Annotated in this window: 21 protein-coding genes and 1 pseudogene; 9 read left to right on the forward strand and 13 right to left on the reverse strand. The window is 42.1% G+C overall.

The genetic code is table 11. The features are described 5' to 3' along the window. The first annotated feature begins 333 nt into the window (after positions 1–333). The 3 genes and pseudogenes from KUA48_RS09490 to KUA48_RS09500 form a co-directional block, all read left to right on the forward strand. A complete protein-coding gene (locus KUA48_RS09490) occupies positions 334–939 on the forward strand; it encodes a hypothetical protein (RefSeq protein WP_218433432.1) in 606 nt (201 codons plus the stop codon). A gap of 6 nt (positions 940–945) precedes the next feature. Beyond that, positions 946–1776: a zinc ribbon domain-containing protein gene (locus tag KUA48_RS09495; protein ID WP_218433434.1), complete on the forward strand. Its 831-nt coding sequence runs from the start codon at positions 946–948 to the stop codon at positions 1774–1776. Positions 1777–2676: 900 nt separating this feature from the next. Then, positions 2677–2994: pseudogene (locus KUA48_RS09500) on the forward strand (energy transducer TonB); the annotation flags it as partial. 290 nt (positions 2995–3284) lie between these two features. Here KUA48_RS09500 and KUA48_RS09505 read toward each other — a convergent pair. After that, positions 3285–4625 (reverse strand): DUF4143 domain-containing protein, encoded by a 1341-nt coding sequence (locus KUA48_RS09505; RefSeq protein ID WP_334649349.1) that lies wholly within the window; start codon positions 4623–4625, stop codon positions 3285–3287. Between the two features lie 299 nt (positions 4626–4924). Here KUA48_RS09505 and KUA48_RS09510 point away from each other — a divergent pair, with 299 nt between their 5' ends. Beyond that, positions 4925–5908: a cation diffusion facilitator family transporter gene (locus tag KUA48_RS09510; protein ID WP_371833694.1), complete on the forward strand. Its 984-nt coding sequence runs from the start codon at positions 4925–4927 to the stop codon at positions 5906–5908. 145 nt (positions 5909–6053) lie between these two features. Here KUA48_RS09510 and KUA48_RS09515 read toward each other — a convergent pair whose 3' ends face one another. Next, entirely contained in the window at positions 6054–8111 is a 2058-nt protein-coding gene (locus KUA48_RS09515) for a TonB-dependent siderophore receptor (protein ID WP_153079411.1), read from the reverse strand. Between the two features lie 381 nt (positions 8112–8492). Here KUA48_RS09515 and KUA48_RS09520 point away from each other — a divergent pair, with 381 nt between their 5' ends. From KUA48_RS09520 to aat, 4 genes are all read left to right on the forward strand, one after another. Continuing rightward, positions 8493–8999, forward strand: coding sequence for a flavin reductase (locus KUA48_RS09520; protein ID WP_153079412.1), 507 nt, complete (start codon positions 8493–8495; stop codon positions 8997–8999). A 10-nt stretch (positions 9000–9009) separates the two neighbouring features. Then, a complete protein-coding gene (locus KUA48_RS09525; RefSeq protein WP_006849241.1) occupies positions 9010–9312 on the forward strand; it encodes an ATP-dependent Clp protease adaptor ClpS in 303 nt (100 codons plus the stop codon). Positions 9313–9422: 110 nt separating this feature from the next. Further along, positions 9423–11657: an AAA family ATPase gene (locus tag KUA48_RS09530; protein WP_371833707.1), complete on the forward strand. Its 2235-nt coding sequence runs from the start codon at positions 9423–9425 to the stop codon at positions 11655–11657. Positions 11658–11699: 42 nt separating this feature from the next. Continuing rightward, positions 11700–12365, forward strand: coding sequence for a leucyl/phenylalanyl-tRNA--protein transferase (gene aat, locus KUA48_RS09535; protein WP_153087762.1), 666 nt, complete (start codon positions 11700–11702; stop codon positions 12363–12365). A gap of 110 nt (positions 12366–12475) precedes the next feature. Here the strand turns inward: aat and pafA are convergent, their stop codons facing one another. From pafA to KUA48_RS09560, 5 genes are all read right to left on the reverse strand, one after another. After that, the gene (pafA, locus tag KUA48_RS09540) at positions 12476–14086 is read right to left on the reverse strand and encodes an alkaline phosphatase PafA (RefSeq protein WP_218433439.1); all 1611 of its coding nucleotides are present in this window, start codon (positions 14084–14086) and stop codon (positions 12476–12478) included. Between the two features lie 81 nt (positions 14087–14167). Further along, positions 14168–16138 (reverse strand): heavy metal translocating P-type ATPase, encoded by a 1971-nt coding sequence (locus KUA48_RS09545; protein ID WP_153094460.1) that lies wholly within the window; start codon positions 16136–16138, stop codon positions 14168–14170. A gap of 565 nt (positions 16139–16703) precedes the next feature. Beyond that, complete coding sequence (locus KUA48_RS09550) at positions 16704–16826, reverse strand: hypothetical protein (RefSeq protein WP_256624484.1); 123 nt, start codon at positions 16824–16826, stop codon at positions 16704–16706. A 164-nt stretch (positions 16827–16990) separates the two neighbouring features. Next, complete coding sequence (locus KUA48_RS09555; RefSeq protein ID WP_153072594.1) at positions 16991–17641, reverse strand: hypothetical protein; 651 nt, start codon at positions 17639–17641, stop codon at positions 16991–16993. 5 nt (positions 17642–17646) lie between these two features. Beyond that, the gene (locus KUA48_RS09560; protein ID WP_218433440.1) at positions 17647–18426 is read right to left on the reverse strand and encodes a hypothetical protein; all 780 of its coding nucleotides are present in this window, start codon (positions 18424–18426) and stop codon (positions 17647–17649) included. Between the two features lie 229 nt (positions 18427–18655). Between KUA48_RS09560 and KUA48_RS09565 the strand changes: the two genes are divergently transcribed. Beyond that, positions 18656–19945: an IS1380-like element IS612 family transposase gene (locus KUA48_RS09565; protein ID WP_218433801.1), complete on the forward strand. Its 1290-nt coding sequence runs from the start codon at positions 18656–18658 to the stop codon at positions 19943–19945. A 209-nt stretch (positions 19946–20154) separates the two neighbouring features. Here KUA48_RS09565 and KUA48_RS09570 read toward each other — a convergent pair whose 3' ends face one another. From KUA48_RS09570 to KUA48_RS09595, 6 genes are all read right to left on the reverse strand, one after another. After that, the gene (locus KUA48_RS09570) at positions 20155–20550 is read right to left on the reverse strand and encodes a hypothetical protein (RefSeq protein ID WP_153072592.1); all 396 of its coding nucleotides are present in this window, start codon (positions 20548–20550) and stop codon (positions 20155–20157) included. A 5-nt stretch (positions 20551–20555) separates the two neighbouring features. Next, on the reverse strand, positions 20556–20750 hold the full coding sequence (locus KUA48_RS09575) for a hypothetical protein (RefSeq protein ID WP_153072591.1): 195 nt from the start codon (positions 20748–20750) through the stop codon (positions 20556–20558). 485 nt (positions 20751–21235) lie between these two features. Continuing rightward, a complete protein-coding gene (locus KUA48_RS09580) occupies positions 21236–22228 on the reverse strand; it encodes a DUF3871 family protein (protein ID WP_218431938.1) in 993 nt (330 codons plus the stop codon). Positions 22229–22976: 748 nt separating this feature from the next. Then, positions 22977–24818, reverse strand: a complete 1842-nt coding sequence (locus tag KUA48_RS09585; protein ID WP_218431936.1) for a DEAD/DEAH box helicase family protein — start codon at positions 24816–24818, stop codon at positions 22977–22979. 57 nt (positions 24819–24875) lie between these two features. After that, positions 24876–25361: a hypothetical protein gene (locus tag KUA48_RS09590; RefSeq protein ID WP_218431935.1), complete on the reverse strand. Its 486-nt coding sequence runs from the start codon at positions 25359–25361 to the stop codon at positions 24876–24878. 214 nt (positions 25362–25575) lie between these two features. Then, positions 25576–26847, reverse strand: coding sequence for a phage integrase SAM-like domain-containing protein (locus tag KUA48_RS09595; RefSeq protein ID WP_218431933.1), 1272 nt, complete (start codon positions 26845–26847; stop codon positions 25576–25578). Positions 26848–26968: the final 121 nt, after the last annotated feature.

The raw sequence follows: 26968 nt of genomic DNA on the forward strand, positions 1-26968 counted from the left end.
TTATATCCGTATAGGGAAAAGTGTATACATATCGGCGTGGGCTTCGACGTTGCTCGTTCAACAGTGCAGGGCAATGCGAAGGCCTCAGAGAGTGGGACGAGTGACGGGTAAGTTCCCACGCTTTTTTATTTTGCCGAAACCGAAATCTTAACCCGCCAAGTCTCGGGAACACCTGGCAAAATGATAATATACCAATGAAACAGAACGATTTTTACTACTTTTGTTAAGCCGAAATCAAGAAATTTCGCTTATGAACCATTATGGACTTGATAGTTTCAAATAGAACCACTATCTTTGTCCCCGACATTTAATAACTTTAAAATAGAATAGCGTATGAAACATGTAAATGCTTATCCTTTTGTTGGTAAGGATTACGAGAAAGGATTCTTGAATAGTGGCAAGAAAGTGTTGTTGTTAGGACTAAGCCATTATAATGAAGAAAATGCTGGTGCTCCTTGTCACCATACATTTACTCAAGAAATTGTGGACGGTTTTGTAAGTGGTGAAGATGCCTCTTTCTATAGAGGCTATACTAGCCAAACAAAGGCTTTGTTGAACAGGGAAATATCTGTAGATGATAGAGAATGCGTTTGGAATCAACTTGCTTTTTACAATTTTATTCAGTTCAATATAGCAAGACCAGGTGTAAAGGATATTTCTGACGAGTTTAATAGCTCTGTTTCGGCATTCAAGGAAATTCTTGAAGAGTTGAAACCTGATGTTATCATAACTTGGGGTTATGGTCTCTTCAATAGACTTTATCCTCTTGGCGAGAAAGATGGTGAGAAACTGTTTCTGGCTAATGGTGATGAGGTTAATACTCGTTGGTTTAGCACTGGCGGCGAAGATAAGGCTCTTATGATTCGCCAGCGTCATCCTTCTCGTGGATATTCTTGGCGAGAATGGGCTAAGGTTTATCAAGATTTGTTTGACAAATAGAAATGTATGGATACAAAGCATAAACGTTGCCCCTATTGTGGGGAGGAAATCCTTGCCGTGGCAAAAAAATGTAGATATTGCGGTGAATGGCTTGATGCTGACACAGAAAAGTCTATGACTCAAAAAGTAGATAGTATAGAGCCTGAAGAGGCAAGCACCACAGTTGATCGTGAGGAGAAAACATCTTTCTGGCGAAAGTCTTGGAAGGTGCTTTCTGCTATACTTGTGGTAATTCTGTTTGTTGGGATAAAAGTAGGACTGAAAGAAGGGGGCAGAGAGCTTGTGAAAGAAGCAGCAAAAGCACAAACTACAAAAGGTGATACTTTATCTGACGAAGCACAAGAAGTATATGCATTTAAAATGCTGAAAGAGGGTGATGACTATTTCTGGTATTTGACGGATGGAGGTGATAATGTGTACGTTTATGACGATGAAACATCATACGAGGATTTTGTCTTTCCTGCAATTGTATCAGGCGAGTTGAAAAGAAGATTGCTTCTGATAATGGAGATGAAGTATCCTAGTAAAACGTTTTGGCATTCTGCAGAGTGTGAACGTCATACCGTTGATGCTTTTAACCAATATGGAAGCTGCGTGATGGAACTTCCGATGAAAGAACGGAAGGAATTGGATGGCGTGGATATAACAGAAGTGATAAACAAAGCATATTACGATTGGAATCCTTTTCTGGTAAGAATCGTAGATAAGGGATATGGCTTCCAAACTTATTGCGTCAGAAAATCTCAAGAGTGGGATGGACAAAGGTTCGTAAGATTTTCGCGAGGAGAAAATGATGGGATAAAGATGGAAATAAATAGTACTAATGCTTTTCTATAAAAAAGGAAAATTATGAAACATATTATTTTACTTATAGTAGCTTTGCTATGTATGGTTGGTAGCAATGCTCAAACGAGAAAGCCTCAAATGAGAAAAATGGGGCAAACGTCTCAAACGGTTAAGGGTAAGACCACTTCTATGGGTAAGAACAATAGAGGTGCAAGAAATAAAAAGTCGGTGGATTCAAATACACTGTTTTGGCAAAGACTTATTGAGAATGCAGCAAAAAATTCAGAACGGGAACGATATGAAATGACCGACAGAGGACGAGTCATGAAAAGTGTGAAGGAAAAATTTAGTGCATGGAATGAGATAAGAGAATTCGAGAAGACTACAGCTTACGAACTGCGTTTACAGCAATCTTCAAAGTTTGTGTTTGACTCCATTTGCTATGACGCAATTAAGGATAGAATGGGGGAAAATTGGAGCTTGGATTTGGAAAAGTATAATGCCGACAAAGAATATTTTCCTATTACATGTAATTTTAATGAAATAAGAGCTACCATATATGTATCTGTGCCTATAGCGGAAGCTCCACAATTTCAAGAGGATTTTAATAGGGGATTTCAGACTGCAGAGCGACTACGTCGTTTTGGCAAGTTCGTTTATGTTCAGAATATGATTTGTCCGACTTCGATACTCGTAAATCGAAAGCCTTATTGGATTATGCGTGGTCATCGTCTGGGGGAAGGGTATTATGGTGAGATAAATGAGGATTTCTTCATAGATGCAGATACAGCAAAGGTAACGTATAAAGATGCAAAGCCTTTGGTCGTAAAATTTAATGATTTGGGGATAAAAAACAAGTACCTTGCAAATTATGTTTATGTTTTTAAAAAAGAGGAACCTGTCAAGCCGATCATGATGTCAATAGATGGCAATTCGGAATTGGTTGATACAGATAAAATTTACGAGCAAGTAGAAGAAATGCCTTCGTTCCCTGGTGGCTCTAATGCCTTATCATCCTTCATTGCGGCTAATCTCAAATATCCTGTAGTTGCACAAGAAAATGGAATCCAAGGTAGGGTGATAGTAAAATTTGTTGTCGATAAAGATGGAAGAATTACAGATGTTGAGATTACAAGAAGTGTTGATCCTTCTTTGGATAAAGAGGCTATGCGAATAGTCAAGGCTATGCCTAAATGGAAACCAGGGAAGCTTAAGGGAAACTGTGTTAGGGTGAAATATACTATCCCGATAGTCTTTGGGCTTTCATAAAATATTCGAGTTTATAACTCTCGATTTACTTAGGGATAAATGGCAATCTTGGAGGGGAAATATCCAAGATTGCCATTAGCCTTTTCCTTATAAATTATCATATAGACTCCTTATCCAACAAGAAATCAAATACGTCCATAAATACGATGCCGTCATCGTTTTGGTATTTCTTGATGAGGTCGCCTGTTATCACATACTTTATAAAACTATCGTCTATACGTAGCAAAGGTAGATATTAGTCTCTATATTTACAATCATAACAGGAAAGATTTTTGCGGATTTCCGCATTTCTATCTTTCTCTTCTCACAAATCGTTTGAGCAGGAAGGTGAGGAAGTAGGGGAAGGTGTAAAACTTACCATTGAAACCGATGTTCTTATTGCAGAGCTTGATGCCGTATCTGATGTCGGGATATTTACCATCTTGTGCTGTTAGCTTGGCGAGCGACTTGGTGGCATTATCCGTGGCTTTTACTTCAACGGGGATGAGCGACTGGGCATCACGAATGAAGAAATCCATCTCTAGGGTAGATTTCTCGTTGCGATAGAAGTAAAGATTATAGCCTTGCTTTACCAGTATGTCTCCAACGATGTTTTCGTAGATGGCGCCCTTGTAGGTACCATAGTTCTTGTTCACTCTGATGTCTTCTTGCGATTCCTCATCTAGCGAGGCAACCAGCAAGCCCGTGTCCTTATAATAGAGTTTGTACGATTTCGGGTCGTAGTTGCCTTTCAGAGGTAAGGATACTTGGGCGAGACAATAGCAAACGTTGATGATACCTGCATCACGAAGCCATTCGATGGTGCCAACGTATTCTCTGTTTCTTGCTCCATGGGCAATCTTGCTTATCTGAAATTTCTTGTTGTCTTGTCCCAGGAAGACAGAAATATGGTCGTACACGTTCTTGATTTTTCCTTTGTCGAGTCCTTGCGCATATTTCGTAATGTCTTCCTCATAGTCAAGAAGAAGCTGGCGCTGTATCTTGAGCGTGCCGCTGAAGTTTCCGTTGCTCACGTACATATTGACTACGGCAGGCATTCCTCCGATAGTCATGTATTCACGGAATAGCCTCTCTAAAATATCCATTTCCATATTAGAAAGTGGTGTGATGGAGACCATCTTTTCGTAAAGGCGTTCTATAAAGGCAGAATCATAACCTTTTGCCCATAGGAATTCCTCGAAATCCATTGAGTGCATCGTGTAGTCTTCCTTATATCCCACGCTGTTCGATTCTATCTCGCGATAATTGATACCCATAAGCGAACCAGAGCAGATAACATCGTACCTGCCATCTATCTTGAAGGCTTTCAGACTGGTGGCGCAGGCAGGACAATCCTGCATCTCGTCGAAGAAGATGAGTGTGTTACCTGCTTCTATCTTGAGAGAAGGATTGATGAGGGTGAGGTTCCGGATAATGCTGTCTACCTCGTAACCTTCTTCGAAGATTGCCTTGTATTTTTGTTGCAATACGAAGTTGATGGCAACCACATTTTGATAGTTGTCATGGGCGAATTGTAGGATGGAAGCGGTCTTTCCTACTTGTCGGGCTCCCTTCACGATGAGGGGCATTCTCTCCTTATCGCTTTTCCATTCCTTGAGATAATTATCAATCTTTCTGCGCAAAAGCTTCATAATCAATATGTTTATAGTTCTTATTCGAGTGCAAAGATACAACTTTATCACAAAATTCCAAAGGAATTCGGACTGAAAATCACAAAATTCCTATTGTTTTAAGGCGTTTTATCACAAAATTCCATGCTTTTCTCTCTTCGCTATCACATTATTCCCTATTCGTTATACTTTTTTAATCTCTCTTTTTATCCGATTTCAGAAAAAAGATGTACTTTTGCCGCTCAATTCATGAAAGACAGGAATTTGGTTATACAAAAACATTATTAAGGAAGCAAAGGACTTCTGTTATATTTTATAGTATGGACAAGAATGAGAGAATATATAACGAGCAAGAGATGCCCGCAGAAACGAAAAAGAATCATTCCGCTGATGCGGATAGAGTAAAGGAAGTATATAAGGTGACGATAGCGGGAAGCATCATCAATGTGGTGCTGCTCGTGCTGAAGTTTGCTGCAGGTATTCTCGGACATTCGGCAGCTATGATAGCGGATGCCATCCATTCGCTTACCGATTTCGCCACCGATGTGGTGGTACTGGTATTCGTAAAACTGGGCAATAAGCCGATGGATAAGGACCATGATTATGGTCATGGCAAATACGAGACGCTTGCCACAGCCATCATCGGTATTTCGCTCTTCGTGGTGGGTGTGATGATCTGTTATTCTGGCGTAACCAAGACTTATCGTGCCATCTGCGGCGAGACATTGCAGCAGCCGGGCGTTGTAGCCTTGATTGCTGCCATCGTAAGTATCGTGATGAAGGAATGGGCTTATCAGTTTACGGTTAAAGCCGGAAAGAAATATCATTCCGAGGCTGTAGTGGCGAATGCCTGGCATCATCGCAGCGATGCTTTATCGAGTATCGGAACGATGTTCGGTATTGGTGGCGCCATCATCCTGGGAGAAAAATGGGCGGTGCTCGATCCGCTTGCAGCCATCATCGTGAGTGCCTTTATCATCAAGGCCGCCTGGGGACTGGTGATGCAGTCTGTAAAAGAACTGACGGATGCCAGTCTTCCAGAAACTGAGGAAGATGAAATCCTGAAGATTGCAAATGAAGAAGAGGGAGTGGGAGAGATTCATAACCTGCGTACCCGTCGCATCGGAAACAAGATTGCGATAGAAATGCACGTCCGTATGCCGGGTTCTCTTTCGCTTTATGAGGCGCATGAGCATGCTACTCATATAGAAATAAAACTGAAGCAGCACTTCGGTGCAGATACCCATGTGGGAATCCATCTCGAACCGATAAAAGTGAACGGAAAATATCAGAAACCGGAATAACTGAAATAAAAGGAAATAGCCGGAATAAAAGGAAACGAGCCTTGACGGAAGGAAGAAACCTCCATCAAGGCTCGTTTTTTTATTTGATATCCGAATCGTGTTTCGGATATTTATCATCTTTTGGGATGATTATTGTCAGATTATATTATCGGCCGAGATTTACGCTGGCTCCTGCCATAATCCACAAACCTGGCTGCTTAACAGCTGTGAGGTCGTAGTAGCGGTGGCAAGTGATGTTGTCGGCTTTCACGAAGATATTGTATTTCTTCTCGTCCCACATCAGTTTGCAATCTACCTTGGTATATGGATGATAGCCATTCATTCTCTGCTGCCATCTTACGCTCCACGAAGCTGAAAGCTTGTTCCAAATCTGATGATCCAGACCGAATACAGCCTTGTGCTTCAGATACTCCAATGCATAGAGTGATTTCAGAATGTTTGTTTCGGTCTTATGATCCTGATAGATGTAAGCATAACCCAACTTGATGCGGGTGATGAAACTGTTTGGTACCAATTCTCTCATGTAGATAGTAGCGTCTACGTTGTAGCCCATGTTGTTGAGCTTTCCGATGTTCATCACGTGATACTTGCTGTCATTCTGCTCGGTCACGGATGTCTGAACCCAGTCAATCATGTTGGTGCCGTGTGCGTAGAATCCGCTTACGGTTGCGGCAAAACCAGTCTGGCGATATTGAGTTCCCACCTTGAGGGTTGAGTTCTTCTCCGGGTTTAGGTTGATGTCGCCCTGCTGCACCGCATTACTCATGTATAAATCGGTGTAGGTAGGCATTCTCAATGCCTTGTTCCAGGAAGCGTAGAACTTCCAGTTGTCGTTAGGACGATAACTCATATCTACACCAGGATAGAAACGGAAGTCGTTGTCAAGACCTGTATTCTTGTTAGCCAAGACACCAGCCGACAAGGTGAAGCCGCCGAAGATGAAGTTGTGCTCCAGCATGATGTTGGTATTAGTGCGCTCGCCCTTTCGGGTATATTGACGGTCAGAACCCGAGATATCCTTATAGTCTTTCTCTGCGAGTTCCTCGCCCAATGCAGTAGAGTAGATGCACTCCTTGCTGATGTCGAAACCCACTGCGGTCTTACCCAAAGCCCAAGCCACGTTGGCATTCAGTCCACCACCATAAACATCTAGGTCGTGATAGTTCTCGCCTGCTGCAGCTCCAGCCTTTCCACGAATCATCTGATAGTGATCCTTGAATTTGTTATAATAGAATTGAGGCGCAATCTCCCAGGTCTTCTCCTGGTTGTGCAGACTCAGATTGAGCGAAGCCAGACCGTGGTCTGTCTTCTCATATTGATTGTTATATTTGGCGCTGTAGAAAGTATTGGCACCATAGCTCTGGCTAGCAATACCCAACTGGGCGATGATGTCGAAACGCTGGTCGTAAGAGAAAGAGAGATTGCCGTAGCCCTGTCCCTTCTCGAAGTCGCTGTTGTCCGTGCCGCCATCCGAGTGCTTGTAGCCTCCGCTTACAGAATAAGCCTGGGTCCACTTGCCCGTTTCAAAAGCTGTTTGAATGCGTCCCTGTGCTCCGAAGCTTCCAAAGCTTCCGCCTTCTACACTTGCAGATACCCACTCACTCTTAGCCTTCTTGGTTACGATGTTGATGGCACCATTGAAGGCTGAAGTTCCGAATAAGCGCGATGCTGCCCCCTCGAGCACTTCGATGTGGTCGATGTCAGCAAGAGCTACAGGAAAATCAGAAGCATTGTGACCAGTCTGAGGATTGGAAATGTTGACACCATTCAGGAGAATGGTAATCTGGTCGAAGGTTCCACCATTGATGGAGATATCCGTCTGAACACCAAAGCCACCACGCTGACGGACATCCACGCCGGTAGCTAATTTCAATACATCGTTGATAGTCTGCGCAGCCGCACGATGAATATCGTCGCGGGTAATGACAGACACAATCTTAGGTGACTGTTCTACAGTCATCGGCGCACGAGATCCGGTAACGCTCACCGCATCCAGCTCGTAAGCCTTTCCGCCCTTGTAGAGGGTAGAATCAACCTTGGCTCCCTCTGTGCTTACGCCTGCTGCCTTAGCATGGCTCAGGGTAGCAACGCTGAGTGCACCAACAAGTACCTCTCGTCCCAAAACTGCGAAGAGTGAGTAGCTCTTGTTAGAGAATCGGTTGAACTTCAAGCTGTTGCGCTTGTTGAAAATTGTTTTGTACATTAAATTAAATGTTTATAAATGAATAAAAAATGGAAGCCTTCCGCCTTCCCGGCTTTCGGCATTCGGGGTGCAAAGGTACTGCCTTTTAGGCAACTGACAAAATAAAATGTGAATTATTTTTTCAACAGCTGATGCAAAGTTAATGTAAATCAAGGTCGGTTTCCTACCTCACAAATCGTATTCAATTCAGCCTTCTTGTGGCATAAAAAAGTATTAATTAGGCATAATCCTCAATAGGGTGATGCGATTTTCTTAAAGAAACATTCGCTTTTTCAGATTATTCTTGTATCTTTGCAGTTGATATGGGCAGCATTCAGCAATCAGAATACTGCTGTCGCAATTTTATGGTAATTAGAACTTAAAAAGAAAGGAACAGATAAGATGGAAAAGATCAACGTAAAAGAACTGAATGACAACGTCTTCGAGACTATTGGTAAGGAGTGGATGCTGGTATGTGCCGGCAACAAGGATCATTTCAATATGATGACCGCCTCTTGGGGCTGTTTGGGATGGCTTTGGAACAAGCCGGTGGCTGTGGTCTTTATCCGTCCGGAGCGTTTCACCCACGGCATCATCGAAGAGAATGAATTCATGACTCTCTCTTTCCTCGGCAACAGCGAGGAGGCTCGGAAGATTTATAACTTCTGCGGCTCTAAGAGCGGACGCGATTTGGATAAGGTGAAGGAAACAGGACTGGTTCCTGTAGAAACTGATAACGGCAGCATCGCCTTCGATCTGTCACGACTCACCCTGGAATGCCGCAAACTTTATAAGGACAGTATGACCGCCGAGAAGTTCCTTGACAAGGACCTGCTCCAGTGGTATGGTGCCAAGGGTGGATTCCACGATGTTTATGTTGTGGAGATTACCAATGCTTATAAAAAGTAAGAATTAAAATATGGCTCAAGAACAAACAGCAATTCGTGAACGCCAGAAAACCAGGCTCAAGGAGCCGGGGCGTTACGTGGTAATGATGTTCAACGACGACTTCACACCGATGGACTTCGTGGTAGAAATCCTCGAATCCATCTTCTTCAAGTCGCAGGCTGAGGCTGAAGCAATCATGCTCAAGGTTCATCACGAAGAGAAAGCCGTGGTGGGCACCTACAGCTATGACATCGCCAAGAGTAAAGTGGAGAAAGCGATGGAGAAAGCCCGTACGCAGAAGTTTCCGCTTAAACTCACTTATATGCCGGAATAGGCGTTGATTTCGGGGAAATATCCCCAATATATGCTAAGAAAAAGAAAGGAAAAAATAGAATGGACAGTATGGGATTGACCCGATATATGAGTGTTCTGATGGACGATGCCATGAAGCAAGCCCGGTTCTTCGACCACGAGTTCGTGATGCCCGAGCACATGCTGCTGGCGTTGCTCAGGCAGTATGCATTCTGTCAGGCGCTGCAGGAAGAAGGCGTAGACAGCCTCAAGATGCACGAAGACTTGGTGGGATGGCTCGCCAAGCAGGAGCGTGTGCCTGAAACCATCAAGTATCTGCCAGAGCCGTCATCGCTCTTCAAAACTATGTTTGGAACGGCGTGCGCCCTGGCTGCTGCTGCCGACAGACAGCTGGTGAATGTACCCCATTTTGTGCAGGCGATGTTTGGCTTGCAGAATTCAGAAGCCGCCTTCCTGCTGTGTAAGAATGTGGGCGACCGGCAGGGCGAGTTCCTGGCGAGCGTTGACAGTTATTATCCTATTGGAGAAGATACTGGAGAGGCTGGCATGGGCATGGGAGCAGACTTTGATGATGACGATTATGCCAACGAGTATGACGACGACGAGGAAGAAGGCAGAAGACAGGTTGTACAGGATTGGCATCAGCTGGTTACCTGTATTTCTGACAAGGTAGAAGAGCACAATCCGCTCATCGGAAGAGAACAGGAACTGGACAGAACCATCCAGGTGCTCTGCCGTGCCGAGAAGAACAATCCGCTCCACATCGGAGAAGCCGGAGTCGGCAAAACAGCTCTGGTCTATGGTCTCGCCAAACTCATCAACGAAAACCAGGTTCCTGAACGCCTCAAGGGGGCTCGCATCTACGGCATGGATATGGGACAGATGCTTGCCGGTGCCCAATATCGTGGCGACTTCGAGAAACGCATCAAGATGGTGATGGAAGGAGCCGTGAAGGAAGGCAACACCATTATCTACATCGATGAGATTCATAATATGATAGGTGCCGGTCGTGGCTCAGATGGCGGACCTGATGCATCCAATATGCTGAAGCAATATCTGGAGGCAGGCGATATCCGTTTCATCGGCTCTACCACCTACGAGGAATATAACCGTTACATGGCTCAGAGCAAGGGCATCGTGCGCCGGTTCCAGCAGATTGACATCAAGGAACCTACCGAGGAGGAGGCTATCAAGATATTGGAGGGCTTGCAGTATAAATACAACAAGTTCCACAATGTAACCTATCGCAAGGACGCCCTGGAATATGCCGTCCGTGCCAGCGCCAAATATATCAGCAACCGCTGTCTGCCAGACAAGGCCATCGACCTGATGGATGAGGCGGGTGCTTATCTGGAAGTGCATCCGGTAGAATCTCGCCAGCGCTCTTATGTTACCAAGGCTATCATCCAGCAGATTCTGATTAAAGTCTGCAAGATTGATGCGGCTGCGATGAAAGATGAGAATAACGATGCTTTGGCTACGCTCCGCCAGCGCATACTCGACAAGATTTACGGTCAGGACAAGGCTGTAGACAAGGTGGTTGAGGCTGTGATGATGGCAAAGGCGGGATTGACAGATGATGACAAACCATTGGCTTCGCTCCTCTTCGTGGGACCTACCGGAGTAGGAAAAACCGAGGTGGCACGGCAGTTGGCCAAGGAACTCGGCATCGAACTGGTACGCTTCGATATGAGTGAATATACCGAGAAGCATACCGTGGCAAAACTCATCGGTTCGCCAGCCGGATACGTGGGTTATGAGGATGGAGGACTTCTGACCGATGCCATCCGCAAGACGCCAAACTGTGTACTCCTGCTCGATGAGATAGAGAAGGCGCATAGCGATATCTACAACATCCTGCTCCAGGTAATGGACTGTGCCCGTCTGACTGATAACAAGGGTCAGAAGGCTGATTTCCGTAACGTGATTCTCATCATGACCTCAAATGCCGGAGCACAATATGCTTCACGGGCTAGCGTTGGTTTCAATGGAAACGTAAGCCGTGGCGAAGCGATGCTGGCACAGGTGAAGAAGACTTTCAAGCCTGAGTTTATCAACCGACTTTCCGACATGGTGGTGTTCAACGATATGGATAAGCACATGGCAGAGCTGATTCTTGCCAAGAAACTTCGTCAACTCGATGCGAAACTGGCAGCAAAGGGAGTTACCGTAACGTTAACCGATGCTGCGCGTGAACAGTTGCTGAAATGGGGCTTTACCAAGGAATATGGTGCCCGCGAGATGGACCGTGTCATCGGTAACCGCCTGAAACCGATCCTGATGAAGGCGCTGCTCTTCGGCAAACTCAAGAAGAGTGGCAAGGCGCATGTCGATTTTGACGGAAGGGAACTGGTGATTAATTATTAGAATGAAAGTCTAGTCAAGAAATTCTTGATAAAAGATAAGCGTATGATATTACAGATAGATGATACTGCGGACGAGATTTACTTTCCCGATCCGCATTATGGCGATGAGGATGGATGCTTTGCGATTGGTGGCGATTTGAGTATTGACCGCCTGTTGCTGGCTTATAGCAATGGCATCTTTCCCTGGTATAGTTTCCGTGACCAGCCTGAAATACTCTGGTTCTGTCCGATGAAACGTTTCGTCATCTTCCCTGATGAAATCCACATCAGTCATTCCATGCGTACTCTGATGAGAAAGGGCAGATACAGCATAGGAATCAACGAAGATTTCGATGGCGTGATACGGGGATGCAGCAAGACCAACGGACGGTATTGGGAAGATGGCGCATGGTTGGGCGAGAACATCATCCAAGCATTTACTGCCCTCCATAAGCAGGGCTTTGCGGCGAGCGTAGAGGTATGGGATAATGAAACCGATGAACTGGTGGGTGGACTTTATGGTGTCACCATCGGCAAGGTTTTTATAGGAGAAAGCATGTTCTCCAGGGTTCCGTCAGCTTCTAAGATTGCCCTCATCTTCCTTGCCAGATACTTGCAGGAGCACGGTGGCAAGATGATAGATTGTCAGTTGGAGACTCCTCATCTCAAATCGATGGGTGGCAGATATATTTCTTACGAGGAATATATGAAGATTATGAACGAAGAATAAGAGATGTTCTTCTCGGAATAGAAGAACATCTTCTTTTGAATAAAAAATAAAGGCTAGGTTCCCAGAATCGTGAACCTAGCCTTTGTTATTATCTGGCTTTTTGCTTTTTATTAGAATATCGGTGTGCCGATGCAGCCGTTAGGTGCCTGAATATGCAGCATAGCACAAACGGTAGCGGCAATATCTGTCATATAGTGAGGCTGGGCACTCTCGCCGTGCTGGATGCCCCAACCCATAAACAGGCAAGGAATATGGATATCGTATGGATTCCATGCTCCGTGGGTAGTTCCCTTGCTGCTGTAATAATCGTAGTGACCTGGTTTCAGTACAATCTGAACACCTCCGCTGCGCTCGCGGTTATAACCGTTAATGGCGCGAAACTTCAGCTCTTCAGGGATGCTCTCGATAGAGGTCTTCTCCATGTCGAAGGCATAGTGCACGTCCTTGTCTTTCTTCAGTCTGTCTACTCCCACCTGCTTGATGGCTGCGTAATCCAGACCGAGTTCCTCGATGATGTCTGTATTGAAGAATACCTGATAGTTCATAATGGTCTTTACTAGGTCCTTGTCGGTGTTGAACTTTGTCTTCAGACTCTTGTTCAATTCATCTACCAGTCCCTTCTTGTTCCAGATGCCGGCAGGGATTCGCTGGTCTTGCAGGAAGGTGGCGTTGTTTACGCCTCCATGGTCGGCGGTGAGGAAGGTGAGATAATTTCCCTTGCCCACGGTCTGGTCGAGATAAGCGAAGAAATCTGCCAATGCCTTATCTAATCTGAGATAGCAATCTTCTGTTTCGATGGCGTTCACGCCCACCTGATGTCCGATGTAGTCGGTGCTGGAGCAGCTGATGGTCAGCAAATCAGTATCTGTGTTTCTACCCAGATTTTCTCCCTCAATGGCAGCCTTGGCAATATCGAAAGTCAGGTTGCAGCCGAATGGGGTACTGCGGAGAATCTTGTAACCATGCTTTTTATATAAGGTAGGCAGATCGAGTGGCAATACAGCCTTTTCGCCTTCAACAATTCCATTCTCGTAGTTGTTGTCATCGTTGGTGCTCTCCTTGTAGGAATCGATAGGGTAGAGTGTCTCCCATTTCTGTGAAAGATACTTGTTTGGGAGTTTCTGCTTGTTGAACTTGTTCACCCACTCAGGCAACTTATCCATATAGAAAGTACTGGTGATGAACTTGCCCGACTTGTCATCAAACCAGAAAGCGCCATTGGCGTGATGGCCTGCAGGGAGGATGGATGCTCTGTCTTTCAAGGCTACACCAATCACCTTAGAGCGGTTGTTGGTAGCCAGACGGAGTTCATCGCCGATGGTGGTTACCCACAGATTGCGAGGCGACATCTTGCCAGCCTTGCTGTCAGAACCTACTGGGTTGACGGTATCGTCGGCAGTACAATTCACTACCTTTCCATCCTTCACGAAGTTATTTCCTGCAATTCCGTGGATGGAAGGAACGGAACCGGTCCAGATAGAAGAGTGACCGATGGCTGTAACCGAAGGGATGTAAGGAATCTTGCAGTTTTCTACGCTGAATCCTTCTCCGAGCATTCTCTTGAATCCGCCTTCGCCGTAGCGGGCGTAGTAGCGATAGAGATAATCCCATCGCATCTGGTCGATAACAATGCCTACAACGAGCTTAGGGCGTTGAGGCTGAGCCTGTGCAATGCCGCAGAAGCAGCAGAGCACGAAGATGAGTTTGATAATCTTATTCATAGTCAAAATGTCTTTTTTATACATAACCATTCAGTATTGTATATTAAAATTCGGTTGCAAAGATACAACTTATTTTGGTATTTAACGATAAAAAAGACGATTTTTACCCAAACTTCTCATGGCGTTCAATACAGCCAGTACCGTAACACCTACATCGGCAAAGACAGCCATCCACATGGTGCCGAGACCAATGGTGGCGAGAATCAGTACGGCAACCTTCACTCCGATGGCAAATACCACGTTCTCGTGAGCGATATGAATGGTTCTTCTGGCTATCTTCACGGCAAGGGCAATCTTTCTAGGGTCATCATCCATCAGTACTACATCGGCAGCTTCGATGGCTGCATCGCTACCCAGTCCACCCATGGCAATGCCCACATCGGCACGCTTCAATACAGGGGCATCGTTGATGCCATCGCCTACATAAGCGAGTGTCTTGCCTGCCGGTTTTGTCTTCAGCAGTTGTTCTACATGCAAAACCTTGTCGGTTGGCAGCAGTTCGGTACGACACTCGTCCAGTCCCAGTTTGTGGGCAACATCTTCTCCTACTTCTCTGCGGTCACCCGTCAGCATTACCGTTTTCTCTACTCCAAGTTCTTTCAGCTCTCTGATGGCATGGGCGCTTCCTCCCTTAAGGGTGTCGTTGATCACAATATGTCCCGCATACTTGCCATCAATGGCGACGTGGATGATGGTTCCCACCTGGTTGCAGTCGTGCCATTGGGCACCGATGCTTTCCATCATCTTCTTGTTGCCCACGCAAACCACCTTGCCGTTCACTTTTGCACGGATACCCTGTCCTGCAATCTCCTCTACATCGGTCACCTCGCAGCCATCTGTTGCTTCTTGCGGAAAGGCAGTACGCAGGGCTGCGCCGATAGGATGAGTGGTGAAATGCTCGGCATGAGCCGCCAAATGCAGCAGAATCTTCTCCTTGTCAGAATATTCGCCAATATGCACATTATCTGCATCGTGGGATGAATGGTCTAGGCAGAAATCATCAGCATGAACAGCTGCCACGGCAAACTCTCCGTGGGTCAGAGTTCCGGTTTTGTCGAACACAACGGTTCCCACCTTGGCTAAAGCATCCATATAGTTGCTGCCCTTGATGAGAATACCGTTCCGGGATGCTCCGCCGATGCCGCCAAAGAAGGTGAGGGGCACGCTGATGACCAGGGCGCAAGGACAGGAAACTACCAGGAATATCAAGGCGCGGTTGAGCCATAATGGGAAGTTCTCGCCAAAGGTTCCTGCACCTACGATTCCTGTAGCTGCCAGGAATGGAGGAATAACCGCCAGGGCAATGGCTGCGAAAACAACGATAGGAGTATAGACTCGGGCGAAACGGGTGATGAAAGCCTCGCTCTTCGACTTGTTCTTGTCTGCACTCTCTACCAGAGAGATAATCTTGGATACGGTACTTTCGCCAAAACTCTTGGTGGTGCGTACACGAACTACTCCTGAAAGGTTGATACAACCGGACATGATAGTATCGCCTTCATTCAAATCCCGTGGCATACTCTCACCTGTCAGGGCAATGGTATTCAAGGCTGAGCTTCCCTCAACAACAATACCATCCAATGGAACTTTCTCTCCCGGACGGATTACGATAGTTTCTCCTATCTTGACGTCTTCCGGCGAAACCGACTCTACTTTTCCGTTTCTTTCAACATTCGCTACATCCGGTCGGATATTCATCAGATGCGAAATACTGTCGCGGCTCTTTCCTTCCGCATATCCTTCGAAGAGTTCGCCCACCTGAAAGAAGAGCATCACAAAGACTGCCTCCGGGAATTCTGTATCTGATCCTGGGAAGAATCCGATGCAAAGTGCTCCGATGGTTGCAATAGCCATCAGAAAGTTTTCGTTAAACATATCGCCCTTGGCAATACCTTCTGCAGCTTCGCCCAGCGTCTCATGTCCTATCAATAAATAAGGAATGAGATAGACGAGGAGTAACTGCCAGGTAGCCAGACTGTATTCCTTTTCGATGAAAACAGCGATAATCAGGAGGATGATGGTTGCTCCTATCAGAAAGAGTTTGGATTTCAAACCGCCTTCTTCATGGTGATGATGGTGGTGGCAACCGCACCCCTGGTGCTCATGTCCTTCTGTGCCGCATGAGCAGTCATGATGATGTTCGTGAGAATGTTTCATTTCTTCCATAATTTTGCAATACTTTTAGTTCTATATAACCAGGAACATTCAGTTCCTTTTTCTATTTCGGTTGCAAAATTACGAAAAGGTTTCTGCAACTTGGTTGCAAAAGCTCCAGTTGCCCTCTTTTTCTTGCCGGATAAGTTCTGTGCAAAAAGAAAAACAGCGGCCCACGATTGCTCGTAAGTCGCTGTAATAGAAGCGTGGACCAGCTAGGGCTTGAACCTAGGACCTCCAGATTATGAGTCTGTGCCGAGCCTTACTAACTCCTGCGGATTTAGCAAGGTGTAACCAACTGAGCTACAAGTCTTTTTATGCTATTTGTCAACCTGTTAATGAACACTGATAGAATGAAATTAGTCAACAATGAGTCAACAATCATCCTTTTTGCTTGGGTACAATAGTTATGTACTTTGCAAATAATATTGGGATTCATTTTATAGAGAGAACCCCATCTCTCTTATAATTCTTCAAGAAGACTATCTAAGGATTGAAGTAGCTTCTTACCCTCGATATGCTCTTTCACTTCTTGAAGTGCTCCACGAAGTTCTGTTGTGATGTCTTGTCTCTTGTATTCTGTCATATTGATATATGTTGGTGTATGGCTGCAAAGATAATGCTTTTCTTTGGTTTAACAACAGTTTGGGTAACCAAATCTTTTCTATTTATGCATTATTAGCAAAAAAGCCAACCTCCACATAAAAGAAGAAGTTGGCTTGTAACAATATATAGGAGTGTTACATGGAATCAGAAATTCTCATGTATATCTTTTGGCGAGTTGTCTTCTGGAGTAATCGTAGGGGATATTGATTCCTTTTCGATTGCTTCTGACCATTTCTTTAGATTCTTGCCAATTTCATCTTTTGAATATTCATAATCCTTATAGCTGTATTCTGTAGTATTCTTTTCTGTATTTAAACAGAGAAGTTCTATTCGTGCTTTTGTAACTCCTGTTGTAAGTTCTTCAAGTTGTTTTTTACTTATGGGAAAAATAGATGATGTGTATGAAAGATTCCATGCTTCATTAATGGTTGCTTCTGTAAAGCATGAAGTAAGTTCAATATTGTTGCCTTTTGCAGTTTTCAATAGCAGTTTACCATTTGAATTAAGTATAGAGGGCATTTTCTTATTTGGACTTACCCAAACTTTTAAAGCATATTGCTGTTTGTTATTTGATGTGTATTGCTCTAAACTATAGATTAAAGGAGCTTTCTTTGAATTGGCAATAGCGATTATCATGCCTCTTTTCATAGCACCTGCGTTTATAATGCTGCCTATGTTTGTATTGCTTCCAATTAGTGTTACATTATTGGCTGACTTAACATAGTCAATTTCTCCCTTTGCGAATGATGGCAAAGAAAAAACAATAGTTGTGATGAGAATAAGAAGTATCTTCATAATTGTTACAGATTAAAGTAAATTCGTGTGCCACCTACGTTTGCAGTATAGGCGAACTCTCGGTTTTGGAATGTTTTTGTATAGCTGACATTAGGAACAAAAGTCCAATCGTGCTTGCCAAGTTGGTTTAAGCCTCTACTGTAACCTATAATATAACCAACTTTAATTTTAATATATAGTTGGGTTCGGCTTTCTGTGACAGCAGTGATAACTTTTTCGTATTCTATCGGTTTATTTATGTCAGTACTATTTTTACTTTGTGCGATAGCATTGTTTCTTCGTTCTTTTACCTTTTGTCTAGCATAAGCTTCGCCATGGATTTGTGCTTCCATCTGTAAGGCTGCATTATAATCGCCGTCTGCTGTATATAAATCCGAAATGTTTATAGGCTTATGATTATATATATCTGGTGTAGAAGTACTTTTAACAGACCCATTTTTTGTCATGTTTTCAAACTCTATTGCTTTTTGATGGTTTTCAGCTTTAGCTTTTTCCATAAAAGCCTTTCGCTCAGCCTGCTTTTGTGCTTCAATAGCTTTTTCTTCAGTTCTAGCTTTTTGATATGTTGCTACACCTTGATTTATTGCTTGGGTAACTAATTTAGTTCCCATAGCTAGTGATTTTTGTTGAAATTGAACTCTTTCAGCTAAAGCCCCTAAAATCTTTTCAAACAGCATTTCATCATAGCCTGCTCTTATATATTTTTGATTGTTGTCAAAAATGTCAGAAAGGAAAGCGACATCTTTTATTGAATCATTTGATTGAAGAGCTAGGGTTATAAACATATCTTTACTAGGCTCAAAGGAAACTCCTTTGAACTTATAGATAAGATTGTCATCTTGTGCAAATAATGAAGTTGCTCCCCATAATAGGGTAACCTTAATTCCGCAACACTATAATTTAACTTTATTTATAAGTTCCTGAGCAACAAAAAGTTGCCCAGGATTTTGCCATGTCAGAATTTTCACTTATCTTAGTGTTGCAAAAAGAAAACAAGCAAAACTCTAATATGACATGGCAAAAATACAAATTAAATCTGAGAAACTCACACCTTTTGGAGGAATTTTTTCAATCATGGAGAAATTTGACTCCATGCTTTCACCCGTTATCGACTCAACACTGGGTCAGAGATGCAGCAGTATCTTCGGATATCAGTTCAGCGAGATAGTCCGTTCGCTGATGAGCGTTTATTTCTGTGGCGGCTCATGCGTGGAAGATGTAACGTCACAACTGATGCGCCATCTCTCGTATCATCCTACCCTTCGTACATGCAGCTCTGATACCATCCTCAGAGCCATCAAGGAACTGACACAGGAAAACATCTCCTATACTTCCGACCAAGGCAAGACCTATGATTTCAATACTGCAGACAAACTCAACACATTGCTTATAAACGCTTTGGTTTCTACAGGCGAGTTGAAGGAAATTGAGGAATACGATGTTGACTTTGACCATCAGTTCCTTGAAACGGAGAAGTATGATGCAAAACCGACCTACAAAAAGTTCCTCGGCTACAGGCCTGGCGTATATGTTATCGGTGACAAGATAGTCTATATCGAGAACAGCGATGGTAACACGAATGTGCGTTTTCATCAGGCAGACACCCATAAGAGATTCTTCGCTCTTCTGGAATCCCAGAACATCCGTGTAAATCGCTTCAGGGCAGACTGCGGTTCCTGCTCGAAGGAAATCGTCAGTGAGATAGAGAAGCATTGCAAACATTTCTACATCCGTGCCAACCGATGCAGTTCGCTCTACAATGACATCTTTGCTCTGAGAGGATGGAAGACGGAGGAGATTAACGGCATCCAGTTCGAACTCAATTCCATTCTCGTTGAGAAATGGGAAGGCAAGTGCTATCGTCTTGTCATCCAGAGACAAAGACGCAACAGTGGCGACCTTGACCTGTGGGAAAGCGAATACACTTACCGTTGTATTCTGACCAACGATTACAAGTCATCGACAAGGGACATTGTTGAATTCTACAATCTGCGTGGCGGCAAGGAACGTATCTTTGACGACATGAACAACGGATTCGGTTGGAGCAGGCTCCCCAAGTCATTCATGGCGGAGAATACTGTCTTTCTTCTGCTTACTGCATTGATACACAATTTCTACAAGACCATCATGAGCAGGCTTGACACCAAGGCTTTTGGGCTCAAGAAAACGAGTCGCATAAAGGCTTTTGTCTTCAGATTCATCTCCGTACCTGCCAAGTGGATCATGACTGCAAGGCAATACGTGCTGAATATCTACACAGAGAACCGAGCTTATGCAAAACCCTTCAAAACAGAATTCGGATAAGAATCCTTTCTTTCCGGTTTGAATCTGCGTATTACCTCAAGTCGCATCGTGGGGTAAGGGGATGGTGGCTACATATTGATGTTGTGCTGTTGCTTTTTACTGAAAGCTGCTACTAACGACTCATAAATCTACCCTTAATCGTGTATTGGATGATAGTTGCGGATTTTAGGGGTAATAAAAAATATCAAACGTTTCATCTTATTTAAATTTTAATCAATATCATTGTCATTATAAGCGAAAAATGTCATGGTCATAATTCCAATATTTCCCAAATTATAAATTAAACCTAGGATAAAAAGTACAGCATCCCATACAGTGTTCCAATAATTCACTCCAATCGCAATCGCTAGATTTATTCCTAATGCAACATAGAAATAGGTCATAGCTTCTTCACGATTTTTCGTGCAATCATCCTCGATTATTTGTGTAATTAACATAACTACTCCTGTTAAACCAGAGTAAGTGAATAATCTGTATTTTTCTAATGTTGTTATGGGCAAGTTGGGTACATCAATAGCAAATGAGCAAACTAAGTTCCACACAATCATTCCACCTAATATATATATTAGAATGGATACTACTAATGAGATAAAAAACGTTTTCATGTTCTTTATGAAAATAAAAGATTAAACAACCAGAGAATCAATATGATTCCTAATGCTGCTATAGCAATTCTTCCAATGCACCCTGCTGCCATGCACCCACCTGCCATAGCTCCACCCACGGCATCTTCTGATTTTCCAGAATTAGCATAACCAATGAAAGCTCCGATGGCAATAGCAATTATGATAACCCAAATCCACATAAATATAATAAAGTTGCCTTTATATCCCCACTAGATAGGCTTTTATTGATAGTTGCTTTCTACACATAAAGAAAGGAGCATGGGGACTATTGATGTTTACTAACATAAAGCTCTGGACTGCTTGCGACATATAAACAGACAATAGCCCATGCTCCATGTGTTATATATATGAGTATATATATGCAACATGAAAGCATGAGCACCTTGACCTGTTACCTATGTCGTTAGAATTGTCCAGATTCTATGTTAAGATAACTTCAAACGCTCATTCTAAATATGTACTTCTACTCCTTGTAGAATTGGTGCAAATTTAGCAATAATTGTTTGATTGACCAAGGATTTGTCTGTCTTTCTTCTAATATATGTTGAGATTTAACATTTCAGCTTAGTTTCTCTCATAGCTACATATATCAATGAAGCGTCTTTTGCTTATTAGTTAGTAACTAAAGGACACCTACCATTTCTGATAGATGTCCTGTCTGTGGTTAGTCGATAAACCATTTATATCGCTCGTCACCATGCAAAGCTGCATTGATGCCAAGTGCAAGTTGGGTGGTGTTGAGGCTCCTATCCAAGAATGAGTCTATGTAGCTAGACTTGTTAGCTCCTGTTAACAGGTTGTAGAACTTCCACATGTTGATGTCCTCTCCAAAACTACTAAAGTTCTCATCATTGATGTATGCTTTGGCTACGCTGTTAATCTGTGTATCAGTTAGCAACATCTTAGGGATGCTTCTCTGGTAATAGTTGGGTAAGCACTGATAGAGTCTCATCTTACCAAGAATTTGGCAAAATTGATGCTCGCTCATGGTAGTGTTCCCTAACGAATGAAGAAGTTGAAGCTGTCTGGCAGGATTGAAACTATTGAATAGCTCCAAGGCTGCACGATAGAGTCCATTGGTAGATGTCACTCTCAAATCCTCTTTGTAGCCATCTGTAAAGATGCACATGTTACAACAGACTTGATTTTTGAAACCAATAGCTAGCCTGAATAGCTCTGGCGACTTCTTGGAATATAAGTTCATCTGATTGTATGCTCTGACTCCTACGATGGACAGGTTCAGCTTGTTACCCATTACAGTCTCGAAGACCGTAGGAATGTCAATGCTGAATGCTGCACGCTCATAGTAGATGGTCTTGTCTGAATCCAAGAGTTGATTAGCAGGCTTTCTAACTGCCTCTGGTATTCTACCCTTGATTACGTGGGAAACTCTAATGTTGGGAGTTCCAACCTTTTGACCATGGAAGAAAGTTCTGGTTGCATCCTCAATGGTCTCGATAAAGTCAGCGTGGTTGATGGTCAACTCGTTGTCTTTAGCAAAAACAGGAGTGATGCAATCGTTCTTCAAGTGCTCGAAAGTTACTTCTTGCGTGTTAGCCTCGATAAAGTGATTCTCTGCTTTAAACTCGTCTAAGATAACTGCATCCTCGATGCGATTTGTTCTCTGTGCCTGTGGCAATAAAATAATGTTGTTCATAATCTCAATAAATTAGAAGTGAATAATGTTGTTTATAATCTCAAAATAAATATAGTTGCTATTACATGACTATTTTCTATATCTATTTTTCTTTCTAAGTGTGAGGAGGGGACTAAAGTATATGTCCCCCCGCCTTTCGTAGAACACATGGGGGATAAAAGTAGGGGCTTATATAATTTATGTGTAAAACTCTTATTTTTAGTCTTTCTCTCTTTTCTCTTGTCTTCTGAATTTTTGAGATATGATGTTTCCTAACTAAATATGCAGGTGAAAAAGTTGAGGCTGTTTATGGGTGCTGTAGGATGGTTTTGGAATGGATTGGTCTATGTGGGCAAATAAGTGTGTCTTGTCCTGTGCTCTCTTGTCTATGGATAGTATAAAAACGAAAAAAGCCGCAAGCGTTGAGGCTCACGGCTTAGTTTGATTAATCAGATAACTATTAAATATTTTATGCCAAAAAGTGAAAACTAGTTCCATCTTCTTAGACAATGATATGTGTATTCTGAAAAAATCCAAGAGATTTCTGATATTTTTCTGCATAAGATTTTGATTTGTTTGTTGCTATAAAGTTCTGGTCATAGTATGAAATATAGAAGAAAATGATGCCTAATGAAATAAAAAAACAGGGGACACCATAGAATGGCATCCCCGTATGATGAAGATTAAGTGTTCTTTGTTACTGAGACAGGTCTGGCGACATTTTTTGAATAGGGTCTATAAAAGGCTTATTCTGAAATTTTTGTCGCCATTAAATAAATTTTTTGCGGATAATTAAATATCCTCGTTTCTTGCCTCGTTGCTGAGGCTTTGCTTCAAAGAAATCTAAAATAGTATGTGATGTAACAGCTTTTAATGGTTTCATATCTAAATCCTTACATATTTGTTTTAATTTTGACTTGATATTCTCTGCTGAGTACCAAGCACCAATCTGAAAATCTAAGTTTAATAATTTTTGGGCTTCGTTACCTCTAGCTTTGTTATGATAGTCCGTAAGGATTATTTCCCTTTTTATCTTTTTGCTGTTATATCTAAGCTCTTCTATTTTTGCTTTACCGAGCTTGTCGTAAGCTTCCACTATAAGCTTGTCTACCTGTCGTAATTCTTCTTTGAAACTTAAATCTAATTCAGTTGAGCAATCCCCAAGTATTTCTAATTGCTTAACTAGTATCTTTCTCTTTACTTTTAGTGAAATAGCATTGTTCTCTCTATGTAATCTTTCGTAATCTCCTAATTTATAATGGTTGTTATGATAGGAGGATAAAGAGAAAACTTCATTGTCGCTAAAAGCCCGATAGAGATTAACTGAATTTTGATAGTACCCCTTGATAAATTCATTATCAATATAGTTGTCAATTGCAAAGTAGTTAATATAACCATCTGTAGTTAGAAATTGAGTGAAAGGTAAAGTATCTAATATGGCTTTATATGCTTCTTGCTTCATTTTGCACTTTCTATTTTGTTCATAGAGCAAGTTTATATTATCATATGTCTCTTTAAAACATTTAATGTAGCCATTCAATTCATCTCGATTCCATATAGGATAATGGTTGTTTATATTACTAATTAGGTGTAGGCTTGATATGCCATTCCGAAATCTACCTGCACATTGGATAATGTCAGTGTTAGGGTCGAACATCGTATATTCAGCCATATAGCAATCTGTAAGAAGCAGAACGTTAGGACACTCATTTATTTCTATATCTACCGCATTGTAAAAACGAGAAGTTAGCCAATTATAATGCTTCATATTCTTCTCGTCCCAAGTACTATAAGCGGATTTAAAGTTTAGTCCCCTCAGTTTATCTACACTTTTATCTGAGCAAAAAACAGCAGATTTATCTAGAAGATTGAGCTGTTCCATCAACGCATAAATAGTATCTGTAGAGTTGCAAAAGAGGAAACATGTTTTGTCTTCTATCTTAGCTAAAACCTCTTTTGTAGACTGTAGTAAATTGTTTGTTACCCACAGGTTGATGTCTCGTTTATAATCAAAGGTTGGCTTAATCTTAATAATCTGAAAACCTTGCTCTTCAAACCGAGGGTCATTAATCTCGATTGGTGTTGCAGAAACCATAGCCTTATATTGGCATTGGAAGAAAAAGTCCATAGGTAAACTTATGCTATTCCGATAGTCTGCATCTTTAACTAATTTGTGACATTCGTCATATAATAGGAAGCAATTAAATCTAATATCAAAATCAACTTCCTCGAATGCAGACTTGACCTTTGGAAAACTTTCTGGAGTCGTGAGAATCTTAATATATTTGCGCCCTTTTTTCCCTGTATGGGTGCTGTTATATTCAAATGTGTTTTCTATGTAATTAACTACATCATCTGAATAGATTCCCTCATGCACAGGAAATAAATTGTCATCTTTATGCTTTGAGTCTTTGTATTTACCTACGATTACAGGTTTGTTAGGCTCTATGATTATAGAATGACGCTTAGCTTTTATCTCACCATAAGTAGCTCCGAGTCCTGTTAAGGTCTTACACAATATCGTGTTTGTCGGAATCTCCTTTAAGACCTCTGTAAGGTGTTGAATTTTACCATTGGATTTTTTCTTAATTTCAATTTCTGTAACGTTCATTTGTTAGCTTTTTAAAGGACATATAAATTAATAAGTTGTCCTTGTTTGGTGATAATCTTAAATGATTACCTGCTTTTTTTCACGCAAGTAGTCTAATAATTCATCTGACCTTTCCACTCGGAAAATTATCTTTCCTTTTGTGAGTGGCAGCATTGCTGATAGAAATTTAGGTTGTGTTCGGAATAAGGGAGCGTATTGAATTGCTTTCCCTGCATTCACGAACATCTTGAAAATTTCCATTTGAAAATCTGAGTTATCTTCTAGTGGCTCTGTGTCTGTGGGGTTAATGTCAAAATCCGCAAGAATGCCATCTTGTAGATAGTTGATTAAACCATGTAAGGAGCTATCTTTAAGCTCGTATTTAAAACCTGCAACATAGCGAGATTCTATCCACGCACAAGGCTTGTTATCTTTACTTGTGAAAAACTTGGTAGTCAAATTTTCTCCACGATTCATTAATGCACGTAAAGTATTATAAGCACCTACGTTATCGTATTGTTGGATAGGTGACGTGCTATCCAACGAGAAATTGAAATTAATCATATTTTTTTGAAATTAAAATTAATAATTCCTGTCTCAATAAGTCAAAGAACACTCTTTCTTAAATCTAGCAGTCCATCCCTCCACTTAAACAGATTTCTCCATCGAAGTATTGAAATGGGCTGCAAAGATAATAATTATTTTTGACCGAGCAAAGTTTAAAGAGCTTTTTTCCATTTTATGCTCTCTTTTTTTCGTAACTTTGATTAATGCTTTGTTATTTAGTCCCCAAAACGTATTTTACGACCTTAGCATTAGCTTTATTCTCGTTCTGAAAGTCTCGCTCGATATAAATGTCGGTCACTCTCATTGACTCATCAACGTGGTTGAGTGCTGCATGGACGGTATATTTGTCTATGCCAACTTTATTGATGGCTAATGTTGCCCATGAATGTCTAGCAGCGTAAAACTCCAAATCATCTATAGCTAATTCTGAGCCAATTTCTTTCAAGCCTCGATTTATTGCCTTATTGAAGCCTTTGTCGTTTGCGTAATATTGATAGAAATTGAAGACTCGTTTGCCAGACTTGTCTCTGTACTTCTCTATCAATGGTTTCAGCATTGGAGGAACATCAACCACCATCTTCGCCTTGTCATTTCTACGTGCTTTGGTCTTGGTTCTGTAGTATGTCAGCTTACCATCTTTGTAATCTGTCACGTTATAAAGGTCAACAGAGTTCATGCCAATTAGCCCAAAGGATAAGATAAAGCAATCTTTAGCTAGGTCGTATCTGCACGTCCCCTTGATGCCTTTGCTTGTATTCCTATATGGAAGAGCATAAATCTTCTTGATAGTGGTTTTATCAAGTGCTCTCTTTCGGGTTGCCTCCTGTTTCGGAATCTTGAAATTGTCGAAAGGGGATGATGGAATAAGTATCAAACCATTGTCGTAGTTGTTGTATTCCTTCTGTGCCTCCTTAAATAGGTGTCGTAAACTGCCTAAATATAAAGACATCATTCTGTTAGATGGAACACGCTTCCCTGCTTTCTCCAACTTCTCTATTTTAGCTTCTCTACATTTCTTTATATAATCAGCATATCCTGTGATAAAGGATAAATTGATTTCTGAAATGTTGAGGCTGTCACGTCCAATAAATGAAGTGAGTGAGTTGAGAACGGTCTTGTAATTGTTTGCTCCTTTTATGGTAGCCTTAGCAATCCACTTTCTGGAAAAGTCGATAAAGTCAATCTCCTTGTCTTTCATATCCTCAAACTTTAGGTGCTTGAAAATATCATCAAGAGAATAGCTGTTTAAATCAACCTGCATTTCATTGCACTTGTTCTTGTACCCTTGTACTAAGTTCTCAATCTCCTTGTAAATCTTGGTTGTTTTCTTGAAATCTCCAGATTTAGTTAAGTCCTTTGGAGAAACGAAAAGACTAGATGATAGTCTCTTCACCTTACGATTGAGCGTAAAGCGTATCTTTACATTGTAAGTACCATTTGCTTTAAGCTCTCCTTTTTTAATTTCTGCTTTGATTGTCAGCATGTTACGTTTAATTTAATTAGTCAACAATCAGTCAACAATGTAGCAAATAAAGAGGAAAAGCTCTGGTGGTTGTATTTCTTAATCCAGAAAGGTCTAGAAACAAAAATAGGTTAAGTATCTA

The sequence above is a fragment of the Segatella copri genome, from assembly GCF_019249795.2.
In the GTDB taxonomy this organism is placed as follows: Bacteria; Bacteroidota; Bacteroidia; order Bacteroidales; family Bacteroidaceae; genus Prevotella; species Prevotella copri_B.

What these genes read in the sequence shown, in the direction of transcription:
- KUA48_RS09490 (WP_218433432.1), top strand. Translation starts at nt 334, where the DNA reads ATGAAACATGTAAATGCTTATCCTTTTGTTGGTAAGGATTACGAGAAA.
- KUA48_RS09495 (WP_218433434.1), top strand. Translation starts at nt 946, where the DNA reads ATGGATACAAAGCATAAACGTTGCCCCTATTGTGGGGAGGAAATCCTT.
- KUA48_RS09505 (WP_334649349.1), bottom strand. Translation starts at nt 4,625, where the DNA reads ATGAAGCTTTTGCGCAGAAAGATTGATAATTATCTCAAGGAATGGAAA.
- KUA48_RS09510 (WP_371833694.1), top strand. Translation starts at nt 4,925, where the DNA reads ATGGACAAGAATGAGAGAATATATAACGAGCAAGAGATGCCCGCAGAA.
- KUA48_RS09515 (WP_153079411.1), bottom strand. Translation starts at nt 8,111, where the DNA reads ATGTACAAAACAATTTTCAACAAGCGCAACAGCTTGAAGTTCAACCGA.
- KUA48_RS09520 (WP_153079412.1), top strand. Translation starts at nt 8,493, where the DNA reads ATGGAAAAGATCAACGTAAAAGAACTGAATGACAACGTCTTCGAGACT.
- KUA48_RS09525 (WP_006849241.1), top strand. Translation starts at nt 9,010, where the DNA reads ATGGCTCAAGAACAAACAGCAATTCGTGAACGCCAGAAAACCAGGCTC.
- KUA48_RS09530 (WP_371833707.1), top strand. Translation starts at nt 9,423, where the DNA reads ATGAAGCAAGCCCGGTTCTTCGACCACGAGTTCGTGATGCCCGAGCAC.
- aat (WP_153087762.1), top strand. Translation starts at nt 11,700, where the DNA reads ATGATATTACAGATAGATGATACTGCGGACGAGATTTACTTTCCCGAT.
- pafA (WP_218433439.1), bottom strand. Translation starts at nt 14,086, where the DNA reads ATGAATAAGATTATCAAACTCATCTTCGTGCTCTGCTGCTTCTGCGGC.
- KUA48_RS09550 (WP_256624484.1), bottom strand. Translation starts at nt 16,826, where the DNA reads ATGACAGAATACAAGAGACAAGACATCACAACAGAACTTCGTGGAGCA.
- KUA48_RS09555 (WP_153072594.1), bottom strand. Translation starts at nt 17,641, where the DNA reads ATGAAGATACTTCTTATTCTCATCACAACTATTGTTTTTTCTTTGCCA.
- KUA48_RS09560 (WP_218433440.1), bottom strand. Translation starts at nt 18,426, where the DNA reads ATGTTTATAACCCTAGCTCTTCAATCAAATGATTCAATAAAAGATGTC.
- KUA48_RS09565 (WP_218433801.1), top strand. Translation starts at nt 18,656, where the DNA reads ATGGCAAAAATACAAATTAAATCTGAGAAACTCACACCTTTTGGAGGA.
- KUA48_RS09570 (WP_153072592.1), bottom strand. Translation starts at nt 20,550, where the DNA reads ATGAAAACGTTTTTTATCTCATTAGTAGTATCCATTCTAATATATATA.
- KUA48_RS09575 (WP_153072591.1), bottom strand. Translation starts at nt 20,750, where the DNA reads ATGTGGATTTGGGTTATCATAATTGCTATTGCCATCGGAGCTTTCATT.
- KUA48_RS09580 (WP_218431938.1), bottom strand. Translation starts at nt 22,228, where the DNA reads ATGAACAACATTATTTTATTGCCACAGGCACAGAGAACAAATCGCATC.
- KUA48_RS09585 (WP_218431936.1), bottom strand. Translation starts at nt 24,818, where the DNA reads ATGAACGTTACAGAAATTGAAATTAAGAAAAAATCCAATGGTAAAATT.
- KUA48_RS09590 (WP_218431935.1), bottom strand. Translation starts at nt 25,361, where the DNA reads ATGATTAATTTCAATTTCTCGTTGGATAGCACGTCACCTATCCAACAA.
- KUA48_RS09595 (WP_218431933.1), bottom strand. Translation starts at nt 26,847, where the DNA reads ATGCTGACAATCAAAGCAGAAATTAAAAAAGGAGAGCTTAAAGCAAAT.